19 protein-coding genes are annotated in these 18,104 nt (G+C 65.1%); 3 read left to right on the forward strand and 16 right to left on the reverse strand.

Features of this window, described 5'->3' with window-relative positions; genetic code table 11:
- Positions 1-95: 95 nt before the first annotated feature.
- The 4 genes from AC1Q64_RS17485 to AC1Q64_RS17500 are packed head-to-tail and all read right to left on the reverse strand — an operon-like array spanning position 96 to position 2,426.
- Positions 96-425 carry a DHCW motif cupin fold protein gene (locus AC1Q64_RS17485; protein WP_492252206.1) on the reverse strand — a complete coding sequence of 110 codons (330 nt, stop codon included), beginning with the start codon at positions 423-425 and terminating at the stop codon, positions 96-98.
- Between the two features lie 5 nt (positions 426-430).
- Positions 431-901 (reverse strand): RidA family protein, encoded by a 471-nt coding sequence (locus tag AC1Q64_RS17490; protein WP_492252207.1) that lies wholly within the window; start codon positions 899-901, stop codon positions 431-433.
- A complete protein-coding gene (locus tag AC1Q64_RS17495; RefSeq protein WP_492252208.1) occupies positions 898-1,815 on the reverse strand; it encodes a DMT family transporter in 918 nt (305 codons plus the stop codon). The genes AC1Q64_RS17490 and AC1Q64_RS17495 overlap by 4 nt, the downstream gene beginning before the upstream one ends.
- Positions 1,812-2,426: a LysE family translocator gene (locus AC1Q64_RS17500; protein WP_492252209.1), complete on the reverse strand. Its 615-nt coding sequence runs from the start codon at positions 2,424-2,426 to the stop codon at positions 1,812-1,814. Before AC1Q64_RS17500 ends, AC1Q64_RS17495 begins: the two co-directional genes overlap by 4 nt.
- Positions 2,427-2,590: 164 nt before the next feature.
- Here AC1Q64_RS17500 and AC1Q64_RS17505 point away from each other — a divergent pair, with 164 nt between their 5' ends.
- A complete protein-coding gene (locus AC1Q64_RS17505; protein WP_492252210.1) occupies positions 2,591-4,087 on the forward strand; it encodes an aminotransferase-like domain-containing protein in 1,497 nt (498 codons plus the stop codon).
- Between the two features lie 189 nt (positions 4,088-4,276).
- Here the strand turns inward: AC1Q64_RS17505 and AC1Q64_RS17510 are convergent, their stop codons facing one another.
- From AC1Q64_RS17510 to AC1Q64_RS17565, 12 genes are all read right to left on the reverse strand, one after another.
- Positions 4,277-5,524 carry an HDOD domain-containing protein gene (locus AC1Q64_RS17510; protein WP_492252211.1) on the reverse strand — a complete coding sequence of 416 codons (1,248 nt, stop codon included), beginning with the start codon at positions 5,522-5,524 and terminating at the stop codon, positions 4,277-4,279.
- 135 nt (positions 5,525-5,659) lie between these two features.
- Positions 5,660-6,913 carry a flagellar hook-associated protein FlgL gene (gene flgL, locus AC1Q64_RS17515; protein WP_492252212.1) on the reverse strand — a complete coding sequence of 418 codons (1,254 nt, stop codon included), beginning with the start codon at positions 6,911-6,913 and terminating at the stop codon, positions 5,660-5,662.
- 28 nt (positions 6,914-6,941) lie between these two features.
- Positions 6,942-8,918 (reverse strand): flagellar hook-associated protein FlgK, encoded by a 1,977-nt coding sequence (flgK, locus tag AC1Q64_RS17520; RefSeq protein ID WP_492252213.1) that lies wholly within the window; start codon positions 8,916-8,918, stop codon positions 6,942-6,944.
- Positions 8,919-8,943: 25 nt separating this feature from the next.
- Positions 8,944-9,861, reverse strand: a complete 918-nt coding sequence (gene flgJ, locus AC1Q64_RS17525) for a flagellar assembly peptidoglycan hydrolase FlgJ (RefSeq protein ID WP_492252214.1) — start codon at positions 9,859-9,861, stop codon at positions 8,944-8,946.
- Between the two features lie 48 nt (positions 9,862-9,909).
- Positions 9,910-11,052, reverse strand: a complete 1,143-nt coding sequence (locus AC1Q64_RS17530; protein WP_291437926.1) for a flagellar basal body P-ring protein FlgI — start codon at positions 11,050-11,052, stop codon at positions 9,910-9,912.
- Between the two features lie 302 nt (positions 11,053-11,354).
- Positions 11,355-12,077 (reverse strand): flagellar basal body L-ring protein FlgH, encoded by a 723-nt coding sequence (locus AC1Q64_RS17535; RefSeq protein WP_291437925.1) that lies wholly within the window; start codon positions 12,075-12,077, stop codon positions 11,355-11,357.
- 38 nt (positions 12,078-12,115) lie between these two features.
- Complete coding sequence (gene flgG / locus AC1Q64_RS17540) at positions 12,116-12,898, reverse strand: flagellar basal-body rod protein FlgG (protein ID WP_110961860.1); 783 nt, start codon at positions 12,896-12,898, stop codon at positions 12,116-12,118.
- A gap of 43 nt (positions 12,899-12,941) precedes the next feature.
- The gene (gene flgF / locus AC1Q64_RS17545) at positions 12,942-13,682 is read right to left on the reverse strand and encodes a flagellar basal-body rod protein FlgF (protein ID WP_015015835.1); all 741 of its coding nucleotides are present in this window, start codon (positions 13,680-13,682) and stop codon (positions 12,942-12,944) included.
- A gap of 46 nt (positions 13,683-13,728) precedes the next feature.
- Entirely contained in the window at positions 13,729-15,009 is a 1,281-nt protein-coding gene (gene flgE, locus AC1Q64_RS17550; RefSeq protein ID WP_291437924.1) for a flagellar hook protein FlgE, read from the reverse strand.
- A 38-nt stretch (positions 15,010-15,047) separates the two neighbouring features.
- Entirely contained in the window at positions 15,048-15,701 is a 654-nt protein-coding gene (locus tag AC1Q64_RS17555; RefSeq protein WP_291437923.1) for a flagellar hook assembly protein FlgD, read from the reverse strand.
- Between the two features lie 31 nt (positions 15,702-15,732).
- Positions 15,733-16,137: a flagellar basal body rod protein FlgC gene (gene flgC, locus AC1Q64_RS17560; RefSeq protein WP_291437922.1), complete on the reverse strand. Its 405-nt coding sequence runs from the start codon at positions 16,135-16,137 to the stop codon at positions 15,733-15,735.
- Between the two features lie 36 nt (positions 16,138-16,173).
- A complete protein-coding gene (locus tag AC1Q64_RS17565) occupies positions 16,174-16,644 on the reverse strand; it encodes a flagellar basal body rod protein FlgB (protein WP_492252215.1) in 471 nt (156 codons plus the stop codon).
- A 231-nt stretch (positions 16,645-16,875) separates the two neighbouring features.
- Here AC1Q64_RS17565 and flgA point away from each other — a divergent pair, with 231 nt between their 5' ends.
- Both flgA and flgM read left to right on the forward strand, forming a co-directional pair.
- A complete protein-coding gene (gene flgA / locus AC1Q64_RS17570; protein ID WP_492252216.1) occupies positions 16,876-17,688 on the forward strand; it encodes a flagellar basal body P-ring formation chaperone FlgA in 813 nt (270 codons plus the stop codon).
- A 94-nt stretch (positions 17,689-17,782) separates the two neighbouring features.
- Positions 17,783-18,103, forward strand: coding sequence for a flagellar biosynthesis anti-sigma factor FlgM (gene flgM / locus AC1Q64_RS17575; RefSeq protein ID WP_291437919.1), 321 nt, complete (start codon positions 17,783-17,785; stop codon positions 18,101-18,103).
- Position 18,104 lies beyond the last annotated feature (1 nt).

Below are 18,104 nucleotides of genomic sequence, written 5' to 3' on the forward strand. Positions count from 1 at the left end.
GGCGCAGCCATAGCTCGGGCTATGGAGAGCATTTGCGACGCCAAGGGGGTGCGTTTTGCGGGACGAGCGGTCATGGCGGGTTTGTTCACACCTTCTCAGTCCACGATGAACAGGGTGGCGCCCTGTGGGGATGTGGACCGATGGGGTTCTGCATTGTCCGCCACCTGGTAACTCATGCCGGGTGTCAGGGTGTACTGGCGGCCGTCAGCCAGCTCGGTGTGCAGCTCGCCGCTCAGGCACAAGAGCACATGGCCCTTGGTGCACCAGTGGTCGGACACGTAGCCTGGCGTGTACTCCACCATGCGCACGCGCGCCTCGCCAAATGTCTGGGTGCGCCAGAACGCCTGGCCGGCTGCGGCGCTTTTTTCTTCGAGCGGAATGCTGGCCCAGTCGGTGGTGGCGAAGGGAATGTTCTGCAAATGCATGGTTTTCAGTCCTTGATCGACACCACGGCTTCGATCTCCACCGCAAAGCCCCGGGGCAGAGAGCCCACACCCACGGCCGAGCGCGCATGCCGTCCCGCGTCGCCAAACACTTCCACCATCAGGTCGGAGCAGCCGTTGATTACCTCGGTGTGCTGCATGAAGTCAGGCACCGCATTCACCATGCCCAGCAGCTTGACCACGCGGCGCACGCGAGACAGGTCGCCCAGCGCCACCCGCATGGTGGCGATCAGGTGCAGGCCCACTTCGCGGGCATGCTGGCGTGCCTCGTCGGTGCTGATCTCGCGGCCCACCTTGGGCACCACCGCCATGTCGTTGCGCAGGGGCGATCCCTTGCCCGACAGGTACAGCGTGTTGCCGTCCAGCACATAGGCGTCAAAGTTGCCGCGCGGGGCGGACACGGTGGGCAGCACCAGTCCCAGCTGTTGCAGTCGCTGTTCAGGGGTCGTGGCACTCATGTGGGGGCTCCTTGTTGTTGAACGGGCATCCGTTTGCCCACGAAGACGGTGGCGATCACGGCAATCGCAAACACCAGGGTGACGGCATCCAGGTGTTCGCCCAGCAGGGGCACGGCAAACAGCAGGCTCAAAAAAGGCTGGATGAGCTGGATCTGGCTGACGCGCACGGCACCCAGTGCCAGGGCGCGGTACCACGCGAAGAAGCCTATCCACATCGAGAACAGGGCCACGTACACGAAGCCCACCCAGCTCATCGCGCCAATGCTGGAGGGCACCGCCGGGGCAAACCACCAGGCCACGGGGAGGGTGAGTGGCAGACTACACACCAGCACCCAGCAGATGACCTGCTCGGCCCCCAGGCGTGGGGTGAGGCGGGCGCCGCCGATGTAGCCCAGGGCGCCTGTGGTCATGGCGATCAGCAGGTAGATGTAGGCAGCGCCCAGGTACAGGCCGCCTGCACGCCACACCATGAAACCCAGCACGAGCCCGCTGCCCAGCACCGCACAGGCCCAAAAACCTGCCGAGGGCCGCTGCCGGTACCACAGCGCACCGAGCAGGGCGGTGGACAGCGGCAGCAAGGCCGTGACCACAGCGCCATGGGTGCTGGGCACATGGCGCAGCGCCAGAGCCAGAAACAGCGGGAACCCCACGATCACGCCAAACGCCGTGATGCCCAGCAGCGGCCACTCGGCCCGGGTCGGCAGGTTCAGGCGCCCCTGGACGCGTTGCCACAGCAGGTAGCCAATCGACAGCAACCCCGCCACGGCGGCACGCCCGAAGGTGACAAACCAGGGAGACAGCTGGGGTGCATCGGTAGAGCCCACCGCCAGCCGTGTCATGGGCAGGGTGGCAGCAAACAGCGTGACACCGACCAGGCCCCAGAGCAGGGCTTCTTTTTCTTGAGTGCGGTTCATAGCGTGAGCATCCAGTAGGCAGTGAGCACCAGCACCAGGGCCAGCGCACGGTTGAACCACAGCAGCCGGGTGCCCTGTGCCAGCCACTGGCGCAGCAGCGAGCCCACAAGCGCATAGACAAAATTGCTGGTGAAGGCGAACACCATCATCACGCCGCAGATGATGGCCAGGCGCTCCCCCGGGTTGGCGGCGGGCTGCCCGGCGGCATTGACCACCCAGCCTGCGCTGAGCGTGAGGGCCAGCATCCAGGCCTTGATGTTGACAAACTGCAGGCCGACGCCTTGCCAGAAGGTCACGTTCAGGCGCGAGGTGTCGATGGCAGTCATCTGGCCGGCGCGGCTGAGCTTGAAGGCCAGCCAGAGCATGTAGGCCACGCCCAGCAGAGTCACCGCCCAGCGCAAGGCCGGCACGCCCGTAATGAGGGTGCCCAGGCCCAGACCGCTGCCCAGCATGAGCAGCGCCCAGCCCGCAGGCACCGCAAAGCAAAAGCGCAGCGCGCGCTTGAGCCCCAGGTTGGCCGCCAGCGCGGTGGACAAGGTGGTGTTGGGCCCCGGCGAAAAGCTCATGGCGGTGCAAAACAGCAGCAGGGCGGTGAGTTCGGCGACGCTCATGGTGGGGTGTGGGATGGGGTGGGGGACTTGTCGGGGTTCTGCCTTCAATGTAATCTTGCCACCAATACACAACCAGTACAGACAGTCGGCGCAGTTGCAAATCTGTATTGCCCGGCAAAACAGTACACACAGGCGCCCGGCGGCGCACCTTGCGGGATGAACCCATGCTGATGAAATCGTCTACCCAGTCGCTGACTGAACAACTGTCCGCCCGGTTTGCTGAGCGCATCCGCAACCGCCTGATGGCGCCGGGTGCACGCCTGCCGTCGGTGCGCCAGTGCGCGCAGCAGCACGGGGTGAGCCCGTCCACCGTGGTGGCGGCCTATGACCAGCTGCTGGCGCAGGGCTTGGTGGAGGCGCGCAAGAACCGAGGGTTTTTTGTGCGTGAAAGCGGCCGTGCGGTGGATGCTCCGGATGCGGACCCTGTCATGCGGGCCCGCCCCGATGACCTGGCGCTGGAGAGTGCGGCGGCCAACTGGAGCACTGCGCACTGGTTTGCAGCGCGTGCCGCCGGGCGTGCGGGCCCAGGGGTTTCGCCCGTCAACGCCACGGCGCTGATCCGGGGCATGTTCCACAAGATCAGCGACAAGCCCCAGCCCGGCATGGGGGTCTTTCCGCCCGACTGGCTGGAGTCCACCTTCATGCCTGCGGCCGTGCGCAAGGTCACCAACTCGCGCGCCCTGCAGGAGTTTTCGCTGCAGTACGGCGAGCCTCTGGGCGATGCAGGCCTGCGGCGCGTGCTGGCCAAGAAGCTGTCCACGCTCAATGTGCACACGGTGCCCGAGAACATCATCACCACCGTGGGGGCCACGCACGCGCTCGATATCGTGAGCCGCACGCTGCTGCGCCCGGGCGACCCGGTGATGGTGGAGGAGCCCGGCTGGGCGGTGGAGTTTGCGCGGCTGGCCGCTTTGGGCATGCACATCCTGCCCGTGCCGCGCCGCGCAGATGGCCCCGACCTGGAGGTGATGGCGCGCTACTGCGAGGTGCACAAGCCCAAGCTCTACGTGAGCGTGAGTGTGTTCCACAACCCCACGGGCTACTGTCTGTCGCCAGGCAGTGCCCACCGCGTGCTGCAGTTGGCCAACCAGCACAACTTCCATGTGGTGGAGGATGACACCTACAGCCACATTGCGCCCGAGCACGCCACGCGCCTCACAGCGCTGGATGGCCTGCAGCGCACCATCTACGTGAGCGGCTTTGCCAAGATCCTGGCGCCCAACTGGCGCATTGGTTTCATGGCCGCGCCGCCCGCGCTGGTGGAGCAGTTGCTGGACACCAAGCTGCTGGCCACGCTGACCACGCCTGCACTGCTGGAGAAGGCGCTGGCGCTGTGCATCGAACAGGGCCAGCTGCGCCGCCACGCCGAACGCATTCGCACCCGGCTCGATGCCGCGCGTGCGCGCAGCGTCAAGCTCGCCCTGGGGGCGGGCTGTACCTTCGCGGCCGAGCCGGTGGGGTTGTTTGGCTGGGTGGAGACCGGGGTGGACACCGATGCGCTGTCCCAGCGCATGCTGGACGAAGGATATCTGCTGGCGCCCGGTGCGTTGTTCCATGCAGAGCGCAAACCCAGCACGCTCATGCGCATCAACTTCGCCACCACGCAGGAGGCCGCGTTCTGGAAGACCTTTGCTCGCGTGCGCGACGAGCAGGCGAGGTAGATAGCCGGAAGCGGCTCAACTGTGCAGGGCAGGTGCTTCATCGCATTGCCTGCTTGAACTCGCACAAGGTGAAGCCCTGTCTTTTGACACGGGGGGCGGGCCCTCTCGGTGCTACTGCGGAACAAGCTCTGCCCGGCCGCTGGGTGCGTGTATCCCGTTGGAGGAAGACGCGGAGCAGTTCTGGCGTGCTTATTTCCTTACCACTTCCAGATCAGACAACACCCGCAGCAACGCGCGATTGACTTCTTCGAGGTCCATCTCGAAGGTCTCGCACAGCTGGCGGATGGCGCTGGCGTCGTCCGTCTCTAGCGCGCAGGCCATTTGCAGGCCGCCGGTGTAGGGGCCGGTGCGCAGCACGGTGGCGTCGTAGATGCGTTCGGACAGGGGAAGGCGCTTGAGGATGGTGCCGAGCGGCTCGCCCAGCAGCTCGTCGAGCTGGGAGAGCAGGCCGCACAGGTAGATCTCGCGGCGCAGGTCGTTCTCGATGCCTGCATCCAGCAGCCGGGCAGTGAGCTGGGCGCGGATCACCATCGCTTCGCGCACGGGCTGCATGTTGGCCTCGGTACTCGCATGGGGTAGCTGGTCGGACAGCCAGCGCTTGATGGAGCTGTAGCCCATCATCACCAGGCCCCGGCGCAGCGAGTCGATGCCGGTGCGCAGGCCCAGGGCGGCCGAGTTGGTATAGACCATGAAGCGGTAGGCGAGCAGCGGGTCTTCGCCCATGATGTCTTCGAAAGTCTCCAGCGACTGCTCATCGTCGATGGCCTTCATGAGCTTGAAGATCACCGCGTGCGAGGGCTGCTGCGGGTGGTGGCGCAGGCTGTAGAGCACGTCCTCCGTCGGCCACCCAGCCAGCGCCATCGCGTTGCCCTGGTCCAGACAGTGCTCCATGAGGGCCCGGCTGGCGATGTTTTCGTACATCTGGCCGGCCAGCACCGGGCTGGGAGGGCGCTTGGCAGCCGGCGCCGGCGCAGCGGCTGCGGCGCTGCCGGGGCGAGGCGGTGCGGTCTGCAGTGCAGCCACGGCGTCTTCGGGGCGCAGTGTCAGCAGGCTGTTGTCGAAGCAGCGGGCTATTTCGGGTTCCGGCAGCTTGTCCATGTCGCCCCGCCACACCAGGCGCAGCCCGCGTTGGTGCGCGGCCTTCACGCGGTCGTAGATGGCCGAGTCCGACAGCCACTCACCGCGCACCTCGATCCAGGGCGCGGCGCGCGGCGCGTTTTCAAGCAGGTCGCACAGCAGCTGGCGGGTCTGTGCCGAGATCAGCAGCGGCGGCGAGCTGGCCGACCACAGCTCCTGCAGCGTGCGCAGCAGGTGGCCGCCATCGACCGTTGCCGAGGCCTCGTTGTGGGCATACAGCTGGATGCCTGCGAGTTTGCGGGCGCGATTCCACAAAGGGCGATAGCCCAGGATCAGGCTACCTAGGACGGATTGGACCATGTGCTCTCAGGCAAAAAACAGGGCCAGCCAGTGCGCGCGGGATGGGGGGCGCCGCGTTGCACCAACCGGTGCTGAAGCCTGGTGGCACAGGGTGCGATGGGCGCTGCGCCCGAACACCCCCTGCCGCGCAGACTGCTAGCCAATAAAGTTGAACAGCGACAACTTCTGAACCTGTGCATAGGACTTGAGTGCAGCCTCATAACCCACCTGCTGGTTCTGGAAGTCGGAAATGCCCTTGATCATATCGAGATCCTCTGCCCGCGAACGGTCGCCTTCGAGCTGGATGGAGCGCTTTTCCTGGTCGCCGGTGATGCGGTCTGCGCGGTTGAGCAGCTCGCCTGCGTAACTGCGCATGTTGTGTACGCGTTCCAGTCCCACATCGATATTCGCCAGTGCCTGCCCTACGGCCTGGATGGCGCCGTTGTTGTTGGGAGCGTTGCGGATGCCATTGATGGCGCTGTCCAGCGTGCTGAACATGCTCGCGCTGGGCTGCAGGGTGACGGTATCCCCGTTGGCCGGGTTGCCCTTGATGTCGAAGGAAAGTCCTGGAATGCCGGGAACTGAAATGGTGACCGGCTTGTCGCTTGGGTAGTCTGGCACCACCACGGGGGCGGAGACAGCACCCGTGGTGGTGTTGGTGATGGTGTAGGTAGCTGTGCTGGTACCCGTGGTGGCGCCTGGACCCACTGCGCTGAAGGTGAGGGTGTAGTTGTCACCTGTCACCAAGGCTTTGTTGGTGGCCGTGATCGTCGTGGTGGTGAGCTGTCGGCCTACCGGGATGTTGCTGACCCCGGCGGTGTAGACACCGTCGCGGTTGGGGTCGAACATGAAGGCAGAGTCACCGTCGAGCGCACCTGGCACCGTGACGCCATTGCTCGCCGTTTGACCCGGCAAGCCCTGGAAGCTGTAGTCGGGCGAGCTGCTCAGGGGCCCCAGGAACGGCGCCAGCGCACTGCCTAACGCACTTAGCAAAGGGATGCCGTTGGTGTCTTTTCGGTTGGCAACTTCCAGCAGCTGTTCCCGCAAACCCTGGAGTTGGTTGGCCACGGTGGCACGGTCGTTGGGGGTCATGCTGGCGTCGCCCGCACTGACCACCAGCTCCCGAAAGTTCTGGATCAGATTCACTGCGTCGCCCAACGAGGATTCCCCCTGCGCAATCGCATTGCGCTGGGTTTCCAATGCGCGCTGTTCGGTCTGGATGCGTGACAGGCGGTTGAGTGCACGCTCGGCCTGCGCGGCCGACACCGGATCATCGCTGGCGCGTACCACGCGTTTGCCCGACGTCAGGTTCTCCTGCAGCGTGGTCAGGCTGGTCTGGCGCGCGCCCAGGTTGCGCAGCGCGTTGTCATACATGTTGGCCGTGCCGACGCGGTAGATGTTTGTGCTCATGTCGAACTCCTCACGCCAGGGGTGGTATTCATCGGCCCAGGCCCTGGATCAGCGAATCAAAAATGTTCTGCGCAATCTGGATCATCTTGGCGGATGCCTGATAGGCCTGCTGGTATTGGATCAGCTTGGCCGCCTCTTCGTCCAGGTTCACACCCGATACCGCCGTGCGGTCGCGCTCCAGGTTGGTGGCGATGGTCGAGGACAGCTGTTCCGCAAACTTGGCGCTTTGGGTGCGTGTGCCTACCTGGGCAATCGCGCTGGCGTAGCCGTCGCTCAAGGTCGACTCGTCGAACATCTTCACATCGCGCAAGCCCATCAGGGCGTTCGCGTTACCTGCGTTGCGGGTATAGGCATCGCCATACTGCGGGTCCAGGGCGTTGCCGATCACCACGGTGTCGCCCGTCTTGGGGGTGCCCTGCAGCGTGATCTGCCAGCCGTTGATCGAGATGGGCTGGCCCGAGGTGTAGGGCTGCGCAGTCGCCAGCGAGGTGGGCGGCGCGGTCCCGCGGTCGAGCACGTCGTAGGTCGTGGGGGGGCCGGCGGTGAACTGCAACTGGATACCCCCCAGGATGGGCGGAATGGCTGCTGGACTGGCATTGGCCGGCAGCACCAGCCCCGGCGGGTTGGGCAGGCCCGTGGCCTTGAGGCTGCCCAGCTGCATGGTGCCGCCGTTGGCCGTGCCCATGGCGGCGTTGATGGGGTTGGCGGCTGCCAGGTCGCGCGGCGAATACACCAGCGCCTGGATGTTGTTGGCAGCTGTGCTGAACGGCTTGAACAGCATGCGCTCGCCAGGGTTGCCGGGCGTGGTCAGGTTGAAGTTGAGCCCGTCGATCTGCAGCGTGGCCAGGTTGGCTGCATTGGTGAACGGGGTTGATTTGCCGTCGGACAGGCGTACCACCTGCCCGGCCGTGCCCGTGGTGAAGCGAATTTCATAGTCGGACGCAGCAAACTGCGTGGGGCCTGTGAAGGATACTGTGCCCACGCCTGCGCCGTTGGTGTAGCCCGGCATGCTGGTGGGCAGCGCGAACAGGTCTTTGCCCGGCACGCCGTCGAGCGTCAGGCCCAGGTTCTGCTGCTCGTTCATCGTCATGCCGATGGCGAGCGCCATGCGGCCCAGCAGATTGCGCCCTTCGCTCAGGTCCGTGTTCTGAAAGCGCAGCAGGCCCGAGACAGTGCCCCCGCCCAGCAAGTTCTCGTCCAGTTCGACAGGGGTGGCTCCAGGGCGATTGAAAAACAGCTTGGACTGGCCGCTGCCCGGGAAGGCCGTCGCATCGTCGAGCGACAGGCTGGTGGCCGTACTGCCCAGCACCAGGGGCTGGCTGCCCGCCACGAACAGGCCCACGGTGCCGTCATCCGCCGGGATCTGGGTGGTCTGCACATACTGGTTGATGTCGCGGATGATCTGGTCGCGCTGGTCCAGCAGGTCGTTCGGGCTCTGGCCGTTGCCGGTGGCGCGGGCGATCTGCTCATTGATGGCCGCCATTTGTGTCGCCAGGCTGTTGATGGCGGTCACGCTGCTTTGCAGCTGTTCCTTGACGGTGTATTCGATCTCGTTGAGCCGGTCGCCCGCCGTGCGCATGCGTGCAGCCGTTTCGTCCAGCCGCGTGAGGACCACCGTGCGTGCCGTGATGTCGGTCGGGCTGCTCACCACGTCCGAGAACGCGTTCATCATGTCGTTGATGGCGGCGCCCAGGCCCTGGGTGCCGCCGCTGAATACTTCCTGCAACTGGCTCAGGCGCTGTGCACGGATGGCATCGGCCGCCTGGGTCGATCCGGCAGCGGCCGACTGGCGCGTGAGCAGCTCACTCTGGTTGCGCAAGATGGTCTGCACATCCACACCCTGGCCGATGTAGCCGCCGCCCGTGAACTGGCCCTGCACGGTCTGCAGCACCACTGTCTGGCGCGAATATCCGGGCGTGTTGACGTTGGCAATGTTGTGGCCTGCCGTCTGCAGGGCCACCTGGTTGGCGAGCAGTGCGCGGGCGCCGACGTTGAGCAGACTCATGGCTTACCTCGGTTCTTCTCGTCCATCACGCCTGGGCGCGCTGTACGCGCAGCGCACTGTTGATGGCGCCGCTGAGCTTCTTGGCGTACTCAGGGTCGGTGGCGTAACCGGCCTTTTGCAGCTCGGCTGCGTAGGCCACGGCTGAGCCCGTCTTGGCCGTGGCCTGGGCTTTTTCGTAGCGCGGGTTGTCGGTGATGAGCTTGGCGTAGTCGCGGAACGAGTCCTCGTACGAGTCGTACGCGCGGAACTTGGCAACCACCTTGCGCGGTGTACCGTTGATGAATTCGGTGGTGGTGACCTCTGCCACCTTACCGGTCCAGCCCTTGCCCGCCTTGATGCCGAACAGGTTGAACGAGTTGTCACCGTTGGCGGTCTTGATCTCGCTCTTGCCCCAGCCGGTTTCGTGACCCGCCTGGCCTAGCATGAAGCTGGCAGGAATGCCGCTGTCCTGTGCCACGCGTTCGGCGGTACCACTCAGGTGTTGAACAAAACCCTCGCGGCCTTTGGGAACGGGCAGGGTAGTGTCACTAACCGATGTTTTCGTGGCTGCCGCAGAGCGGGGCTGGGTCTGCTGCAGGCTCAGCGTTGACGGCACCGAAAAGTTGGCATCAGCGCCCCCCATCTGGCGCGAGAGCTGGCGGGCGATGGCTTCTGACAGGCCGCCCTGCAGGCCGGACATGTTGACTGACAGCTGCTGGTCCAGCATGTCCTGGCCCAGGTTGGCCTGCTCACCCTCCATCAGGCCGGACTTCATGGTGGCGTCGCGCATGCTCTTGATGAGTTCGCGCATGAACAGCGATTCAAACTGCTTGGCCGCCTCGCGCGTGACCTGTGAGCTGTTGGCGGTGCCCGCTTCGTACTTGAGGGAGTTGAGCGAGCGGATATCGACTGCCAGCGCGTTCGACGGGCTGGTGGTGCTGGACGAAGGCAGGGTCAGGGCCATGGTCGCTCCCGGTGGATGGTGCGCGCAGCGGCAACAAGGCGGGCCATGTCAGATCACCTCCAGCTCGGCGTTCAGCGCGCCGGCGGCCTTGATGGCCTGCAGGATGGCCAGCAGGTCGCCGGGTGTGGCGCCCAGCGTGTTGAGGGCCTTGACCACGTCTGCCAGCTGCGGCGACGCGGGCATCTGGATCACGTTGCCCGGTTCCTGGTTGATGGTGATGTCGCTCTTTTGCGTGACCACTGTCTGCCCTTGCGAAAACGCATTGGGCTGGCTGACCACGGGTGTGGAGCTGATGGTGATCGAGAGGTTGCCATGGGCGATGGCACAAGGCCCCAGCGTGACCGACTGGTTGAGCACCACCGAGCCCGTGCGGGCGTTGATGACCACCTTGGCGGAGGGCGTGGAGGACTCGAGCGGCAGCTCTTCCAGGTCGGCAATGAAGCCGACGCGGGCGCCGGGGTCGATGGGGGCGCGCACCTGCACCGTGCGGCCATCGAGCGCGGTCGCCAGGCCGTTGCCCAGCTTGGCGTTGATGACCTGAGCCACGCGGCGGGCGGTCTGGAAGTCCGAGGCGTTGAGACCGAGGTTGATCGTGTCGCCTTCGTTGAGCGGGGTGGGCACAGCCCGTTCCACCTGCGCCCCCAGCGGGATACGGCCTGCGCTCAGGTGGTTGATCTGCACCTTGCTGCCACCGGCCGATGCACCTGCGCCGCCCACCACCATGTTGCCTTGGGCCAGTGCATAAATTTCACCATCAGCGCCGCGCAGCGGTGTGACGATGAGTGTGCCGCCCTTGAGGGACTTGGCATTGCCCATGGACGAGACGTTCACATCGATCTGCTGGCCTGGCTGGGCAAAGGCGGGCAGTTGCGCCGTGACGATCACCGCCGCCACGTTCTTGAGCTGCAGCTGCGACGCCGTGCCGGGTGGCAGGCTGATACCCATCTGCTGCAGGTAGTTGGACATGGCCTGCGTGGTGTAGGGCATCTGCGTCGTCTGGTCGCCGGTGCCATCCAGCCCCACCACCAGGCCGTAGCCGGTCAACTGGTTGCTGCGCACGCCCTGCACCGCCGCCACTTCCTTGATGCGCAAGGCCTGTGCAGGTGTTGCCAGGCCTGCGGCCACCAGGGCCAGCAGCAGCCACAGCACGCGCGCGGTGCGGGGCAGGGGGGAGTGGGACGAGGCTTTCATGGCATCCATTGTGGTGGGCCATGGCCAGAACTAAAACCCAAAAAGAAGCAGGTTCACCGGCTTATTGCAGGGGCCTGGAGCGCGCTTCGGCAAGGTGAGAACGGGCATGGCCCGTGTGCGCCCTGGGGGGTCTTTTTTAAATAAAAGCAGCCGGATGCGCTAGTGCAATATGCACAAATAGCTATTAAATTTATAGCATTTAATGGGGCACACCCATCCACCCACCCAAAGGGTTGGAGACATGGGCCAGCGCCGATGTCCCGGCGCTCAGGGCGTGGGGACATCGCTGGCGCACAAGGCGGTCAGAACGGCGTGACGGTGTTGAAGAATCGGCCCAGCCAGCCCATGGCCTGGGCTTCGTTCTGCGCGCCGCGTCCGCGCGACTCGACGCGCACGTTGGCGACCTGGGTCGAGTTCACGATGCTGCCGGGCTGCAGCGCGCGTGGGTCCACCGTGCCCGAAAAGCGCAGTACATCCACGTTCTGGTTCACGCCGATCTGCTTCTCGCCAGTGATGACCAGATGCCCGTTGGGCAACACATCGACCACCGTGGCGGTGATGGAGCCGGTGAAGGTGTTGGCGCTTTCGGTGCCACCCTTGCCGGAGAACGCGTTGCCGGAGCTGGCGCCTACCCCGAGCTTGTCGGTGAAGCTGGTACTGGTGAAGGGCAGCGCGGTCACCCCGGCAGACACTTTGGAGTCGCGATCCACCGTAGAGGAGGACTTCTGGCTGGCCGTCACGTTTTCCACGATCTGGATGGTCACGTTGTCGCCCACCAGGCGCGCGCGGCGGTCTTCAAACGCGGGGCGGTAGCTGGCGTTGTGGAACAGCCCGCCCGTCACCGGGGGCGGGGTGCGCGGAGCAGCGGCCAGCGGGGGCGGGGTGGTGGCCAGGATGTCTACCGGCGGAGGTGGCGACAGCGTAGCGCAACCTGCGCACAACAGTGCTGCGCCCAGCGCGGGGATGCCCGCGCGCAGCGAGCAAAGCGACTGCAGCAGGCGAAGGGAGCGTGTGAAAGTGCGCATGGCGAGGGTCCTGGGCGAAAGCGCGGGGGGTGTTTCGGTCACAGCTGGGCGAGCTTGGCCAGCATCTGGTCCGAGGTCTGGATGGCCTTGGAGTTCATCTCGTAGGCGCGCTGGGTCTGGATCATGGTGACCAGCTCTTCCACCACGTTGACGTTGGAGGCTTCCAGAAACCCTTGCTTGATGATGCCCAGGCCGTTGGTGCCCGGGGTGCCTTGCTGGGGCTGGCCGGAGGCGGCGGATTCCTTGAACAGGTTCTGCCCGATGGGTTCCAGGCCCGCGGGGTTGATGAAGCTGGCCATGGCGAGGTTGCCCACGGTCTGCGGCTGGGTGTTGCCGGGGACCGTGACCGCCACGGCACCTTCGGCACTGATGGTGATGCTGGTGGCGTTGGCCGGGATGGTGATGCCGTTGACCACGGGCAGCCCACTGGACGTGACCATGCGGCCCTGGGCGTCGACCTGGAACGAGCCGTCGCGGGTGTAGCCCACGGTGCCGTCGGGCATGGTCACTTCAAAGAAGCCGTTGCCGTTGATGGCCACGTCCAGGTTGTTCTTGGACTCCTGCAGGCTGCCTTGCATGAAGTTGCGGCTGGTGGCCACGGTGCGCACGCCCAGGCCCAGGTGCAGGCCGGTGGGCAGCTGGTTTTGCTCGGTGGTGTTGGCACCCACCTGGCGCAGGTTCTGGTAAATCAGGTCTTCGAACACCGCGTTGTTGCGCTTGTAGCCGGTGGTGGAGACGTTGGCCAGGTTGTGCGAGATGACATCGAGCTGGGTCTGCTGTGCAGACATGCCGGTCTTGGCGATCCAGAGGGAGTTGATCATGGTGCTTCCTTATGGCGGGTGCGTGCTGGGGACGGCAGCGGCATCAGCCGTTCATGCTCAGCAACTGGCTGGCGGTCTTGTCATTGGTTTCGGCGGTCTGCAGCAGCTTCATCTGCTGCTCGAACTGGCGCGATGCAGCAATCATTCCGACCATGCATTCGACCGGGTTCACGTTCGAGCCCTCCAGCGCGCCCGACAGCATGCGCGCGTTGGCGTCGTTGGGCATGGGGTCGCCCGACGTGGTGCGAAACAGCCCGTCGTCACCCCGCTTGAGCGGGTCCTCGGGGGTGGGCGTGGCCAGCTTGAGGCGTCCAATGGCCTGTGCGGGCTGGCCCGGAATCTTGGACGTCACGGTGCCGTCTGACCCGAGCGACACATCGGCACCGGGTGGGACGTCGATGGGCGCTCCGCCATCCGACAACACGGGCAGACCGGTGGGGGTGAGCAACTGACCCGTGGCCGACACCTCGAAGCTGCCCGCACGGGTGTAGGCCTCGGTGCCATCAAGCCCCTGTACCGCAAACCAGGCATTGCCTGCGGCCATGGCATCGAGGTTGCGGCCGGTGCGTTGCACGGGGCCGGGGGTGTTGACGTAGCCCGAGGTGGCCTCGAGCGCAAACACGCGCGTCTTGGCGCCATCGCCTTGCAGCGGCACCGAGCGGAAGGTGGACATCTCGGCGCGGAACCCGCCGGTGGACACGTTGGCCAGGTTGTTGGACAGCACCGCCTGCCGGTGTGCGGCGGCGTTGGCGCCCGTCATCGAGGTGTAAATGATGCGGTCCATGGGGGCTCTCCGGTGTCCTGGGCGGGTTCAGTAGGGGCTCAGCCGATCAGCGCAGGTTCACCAGGGTGGACATCACCTGGTCTTGCGTCTTGATGGTCTGTGCATTGGCCTGGTAGGCGCGCTGGGCGGTCATCATGTTCACCAGCTCGGCCGTGAGGTCCACGTTGGAGTCTTCGAGGGCGCCCGAGCGCAGCGAGCCAAAACTGCCATCCGTGGCGGTGCCGACGACGGGCTGGCCCGACTCGAACGTGGCCACCCAGTTGTTGCTGCCCACCGAGGCCAGGCCCTGCGTGTTGCGGAAGCTCGACAGCGCCAGCTGGCCCTCGGCACGCGTCACGCCGTTGGAATAACGGGTCATGATCATCCCGTTGTTCTCGATGTTGATGCCGGTCAGCTCGCCCGAGGTATAGCCGTCCTGGCTCAGGTTGGACACCGCAAACTTCTTGCCGAACTGCGTCACCTTGTCCAGGCTCACGTCCACGGTATAGGTGGGCAGGTTATTGGGGTTGGGCGGCGTGGGGTTGATGGTGAGCGGCAGCGAAAAGCCCGTGGCGGGTGGCGTGGCCACCGGGCCGGTGATGGCGCCGTTGTTGTCGAACGTGATCTGCCCGATGGGCGTGGCCACCACGGGCGGCACAGCGGTGGGGTCGTCCAGGGCGTCGTACACGTCCCAGGTGTTGTCGGTAGCGGTTTTCTGAAAGTACAGGCTCACCGGTTTGGCCACGCCCTGGCTGTCGAACACGTTGATCGACGTGCCATAGGTCGCACGCGGCGTGGCCGGGATGGGTGGCGTGGCTGCAGGGTCGCCAGCCGCGTCGGTGGCGCGGGCGTCCAGGTTGAAGGCCGCCGTGATCTTGGTGGTCTGCTTGGCGGGAATCGGCTCGGCGGTCGGAAACACCATGGGGATGGGGTCGGTGCCGGTGCGCAGACCGGTGACCGGGTCTACCGGGAAGCCCATCACCTTGGCGTTATCGTTGGTGATCATGTTGCCTTCCTTGTCCAGCTTGAAGTTGCCGGAGCGGGTGTAGGCGGCGGTGCCATCGGGCAGGGTCAGGCTGAAGAACCCGTTGCCGTTGATGGCGACATCCAGGCTGTTGCCGGTGATGGTGAGATTGCCCTGGGTGAACTGCTGCGCCACGGCAGCCACTTCCACGCCGATGCCCGCGTTGGAGCCACCTGCCGAGCCGATGGCCGAGGCCACCATCTCCGCAAACTCGGCCCGCGAGGCCTTGAACCCGACGGTGTTGGAGTTGGCAATGTTGTGCCCGATGACATCGAGGTTCTTGCTGGCGGCGTTCAAGCCGGACAGGCCTTGCTGAAAACTCATGGTGTTCTCCTGTTGACGCGATACGAAGCAGGCTGGTGCTACACCAAGGCCTTGATCTGGCTGTAGTTGATGGTTTTGCCGTTGGACAGGCTGAGCACCAGCTGCCCGTCCTCTGCGCCTGCTGCGGTGACCTTGGCCAGGCTCAGTGCGGTGGAGTCCAGTTTGGTGGAGCCATTGACAGCCGTTACGCGGAACTGCAATGCGTCGGTGGCGCCGGTGTATTTGCTGGCGTCCCAGTCGAAGGCGTGGCGGCCTGCCGCCTTGGCGCCCAGGTCGATGGTGTCCACCACCTGGCCGCCTGCGGTCGTGACCTCGATCTTCACGTTGGTGGCGGCCGAGCCCAGTTCGAAACCGCCCTTGCCGATCTTGTCGGCCACCGCCAGGCTGGAGCCCTCGGTCAGCACACTGCGGCCCACCAGGGCCGTGCCTTGCATGACTTGCAGCGAGTTGAACTGCGCAGCCATGCTCTGCATGGTCTGGTTCAGTTGCTGGATGCCGGTCACGGTGTTGATCTGCGCGATCTGCGAGGTCATCTGGGCGTTGTCCAGGGGGTTCATCGGGTCCTGGTTGTTCAGCTGCGCGACCAGCAGTTTCAAGAAGCGGTCTTGCGCGGCGGCCGGGTCGGTGGACGCGTTGGCCTTGGCGCTGGACGAGTCCGTTACCGTGGGGGCGTTGGTGGCACTGAGAATCATGGTGGTGTCCTTCTTGGAGCAGGCTCTTGCCTTACTGGCCCATCTGCAGGGTCTTGAGGAGCAGCGACTTGGCCGTGTTCATGACCTCGACGTTGTTCTGGTACGAGCGCGAGGCGGAGATCATGTTGACCATCTCCTCGACCGCGTTGACGTTGGAGTGCGTCACATAGCCCTGCTCGTCCGCCGATGGGTGGCTGGGGTCGTGCACGCGGCGGCCGGGCACATTGCTTTCGCTGACACCGCTGACCTTGACGCCTGCGGAGCTGTCAGCCCCCATGGGCGCTGTCTGGAACACCACCTGGCGGGCCTTGTAGGCATTGCCGTCGGGCCCCGCCACAGCATCCACGTTGGCGAGATTGCTGGCCACCACGTTGAGCCGCTGCGACTGCGCACTGATGGCGCTGCCCGATACATTGAAAATCGAAAACATGGACATGGGGTGGCTCGCTTTCTGCGCTGCAGGGCTGGCTGCTTATTGGCCCTGGATGGCGCTGAGCATGGTTTTGGCGTTGCCGTTGATGAACCGCAGCGTGGCTTCGTAGCGCACTGCGTTGTCCACGAAGTTGGCGCGCTCGCGGTCCAGGTCCACCGAGTTGTTGTCCAGGCTCGGCTGCGTCTGCACGGCATAGCCCAGAGCACCTTGTCGGTCGATGCTGCTGCTGGAATTCACCGTGGGCAGCGGGATGTGGTGTGGATCTGTGGTGCCCGCGGTTCCGTAGGCGCCGCTGGTGACAAGTCGCGTGACCGCCGCGCCGGGCGCGCCCGTTGCCGAAGAAGCCATGCCCGTGGCCTCGCGCAGCGCGTCGCCAAACTTGAAGTCGCGGGCCACGTAGCCAGGTGTGTCGGCGTTGGCAATGTTGCTGGCGATGGCGCGCTGACGTTCCCCGCGCAGCACCAGGGCGTTGCCGTGAAAATTCAGCTGGTTGGTCATCTTGTCAAGCATGTGTGCCTCACACCGTCGGTTGCAAAGTCGCCAGCCCCAGGGGGCTTTTTGGCGTTGCTCGATTATGGAAACCGCGCCTTTTTTCTAAAGCGCGAAGAAGTGGCAAATGGATGCGCAGTTCCGGGTTTTGCGCCTGGGCCATCTGCCTATAGTTCCAGGGGTGAAATGGCCACTGCCTTCCGTAGCACCTCGTGCGCGGGCAGCCTGCCAGCCGATGCCCAGGAGGCCCCTATGACCGCCCACTTCCTTTTTTCTGACACCAGCACCGACGCCGCGCTGTGCGGCGCCACCCGGCAGACGCTGGTTGTGCGTGCCGGCGACTTGGTGCGTACGTTCTGCCTGGTGGGTGTATTGGCTGTGGCTGCGCTGGGTCCCAGTGGTGTTGCGCACGCCCAGTCGGCGGCAGACCCCGCGGCGGACCTTGGGCCGCTTACCCAGCGCTGGCTGGACGATGCCCTGGCTCGCAATCAGTCCTCTGCGCTGCCGCTGCGTATGGAAGTAAGTGTTGGCTCACTGGATTCACGTCTGCGGCTGGCTCCCTGTGCGCGGGTTGAACCTTATCTGCCCGTAGGTGCCCGCCTGTGGGGCCGCACTCGCCTGGGGCTGCGCTGTGTGGAGGGCGCCACTGCATGGAATGTGTTTTTGCCCGTTACCATCAAAGCGTTTGGCCCGGCATGGGTGCTGACCAACAATGTGGCACCGGGCGCTGTGTTGACCGCCAATGACGCCACCGAGGCCGAAGTGGACTGGGCGGCTGATACCTCTCCCGTATTGGCCAATCCTGACCTGTGGGTGGGCCAGACCGCTGCCCGCCAGCTGGTGTCGGGGCAGGCGGTGCGCCAGGCCATGGTGCGTGCCCCCCTGCTGTTCAAGGCCGGTGCACAGGTGAAGGTCGTGGCCCAGGGGCCGGGTTATGCGGTCAGTTCTGCGGGCCAGGCGCTGACCGCGGGTTCTGCCGGACAGACTGTGCGTGTGCGCATGGAGAATGGGCGCATTGTCAGTGGGACTGTGAATGATTCTGGGACGGTGGACGTCACTCTGTGATGACCCCCCGGTAATAAATGGCTAAAGTCCGGGCCAGATGGGTCGAAAACATTGCTACTGATGCCCCACATCCAACGGGGTGGTGGAGAGAGCGATGAAGATAGGTCAAACACCGGAACTGCCGGGCGGGTTGCCGCCGACGGGGCTTGCCAAGCAAGCCAAGGCCCCAGCAAGCGCTGCTGAGGGAGCCACTAAAGACGCACTGGTTGCGTCATCCGCCGGTGTGCCTGTCACCGTTTCCACCGCAGCCCGGGCGCTCAGCCCCGCCACCCGCAGCACGGCAGATTTTGATGCTGGGAAGGTCAAGGCCGTGCGCGCAGCCATCGATAAGGGTGAATTTTCGGTAGATGCCGAAGCCATCGCCGACAAGCTGCTGTCCAATGCCCAGGAGATCCTGTCCCGCTCGCGGGGTTGAC

Source organism: Acidovorax sp. GW835-FHT14G06 (genome assembly GCF_058793595.1).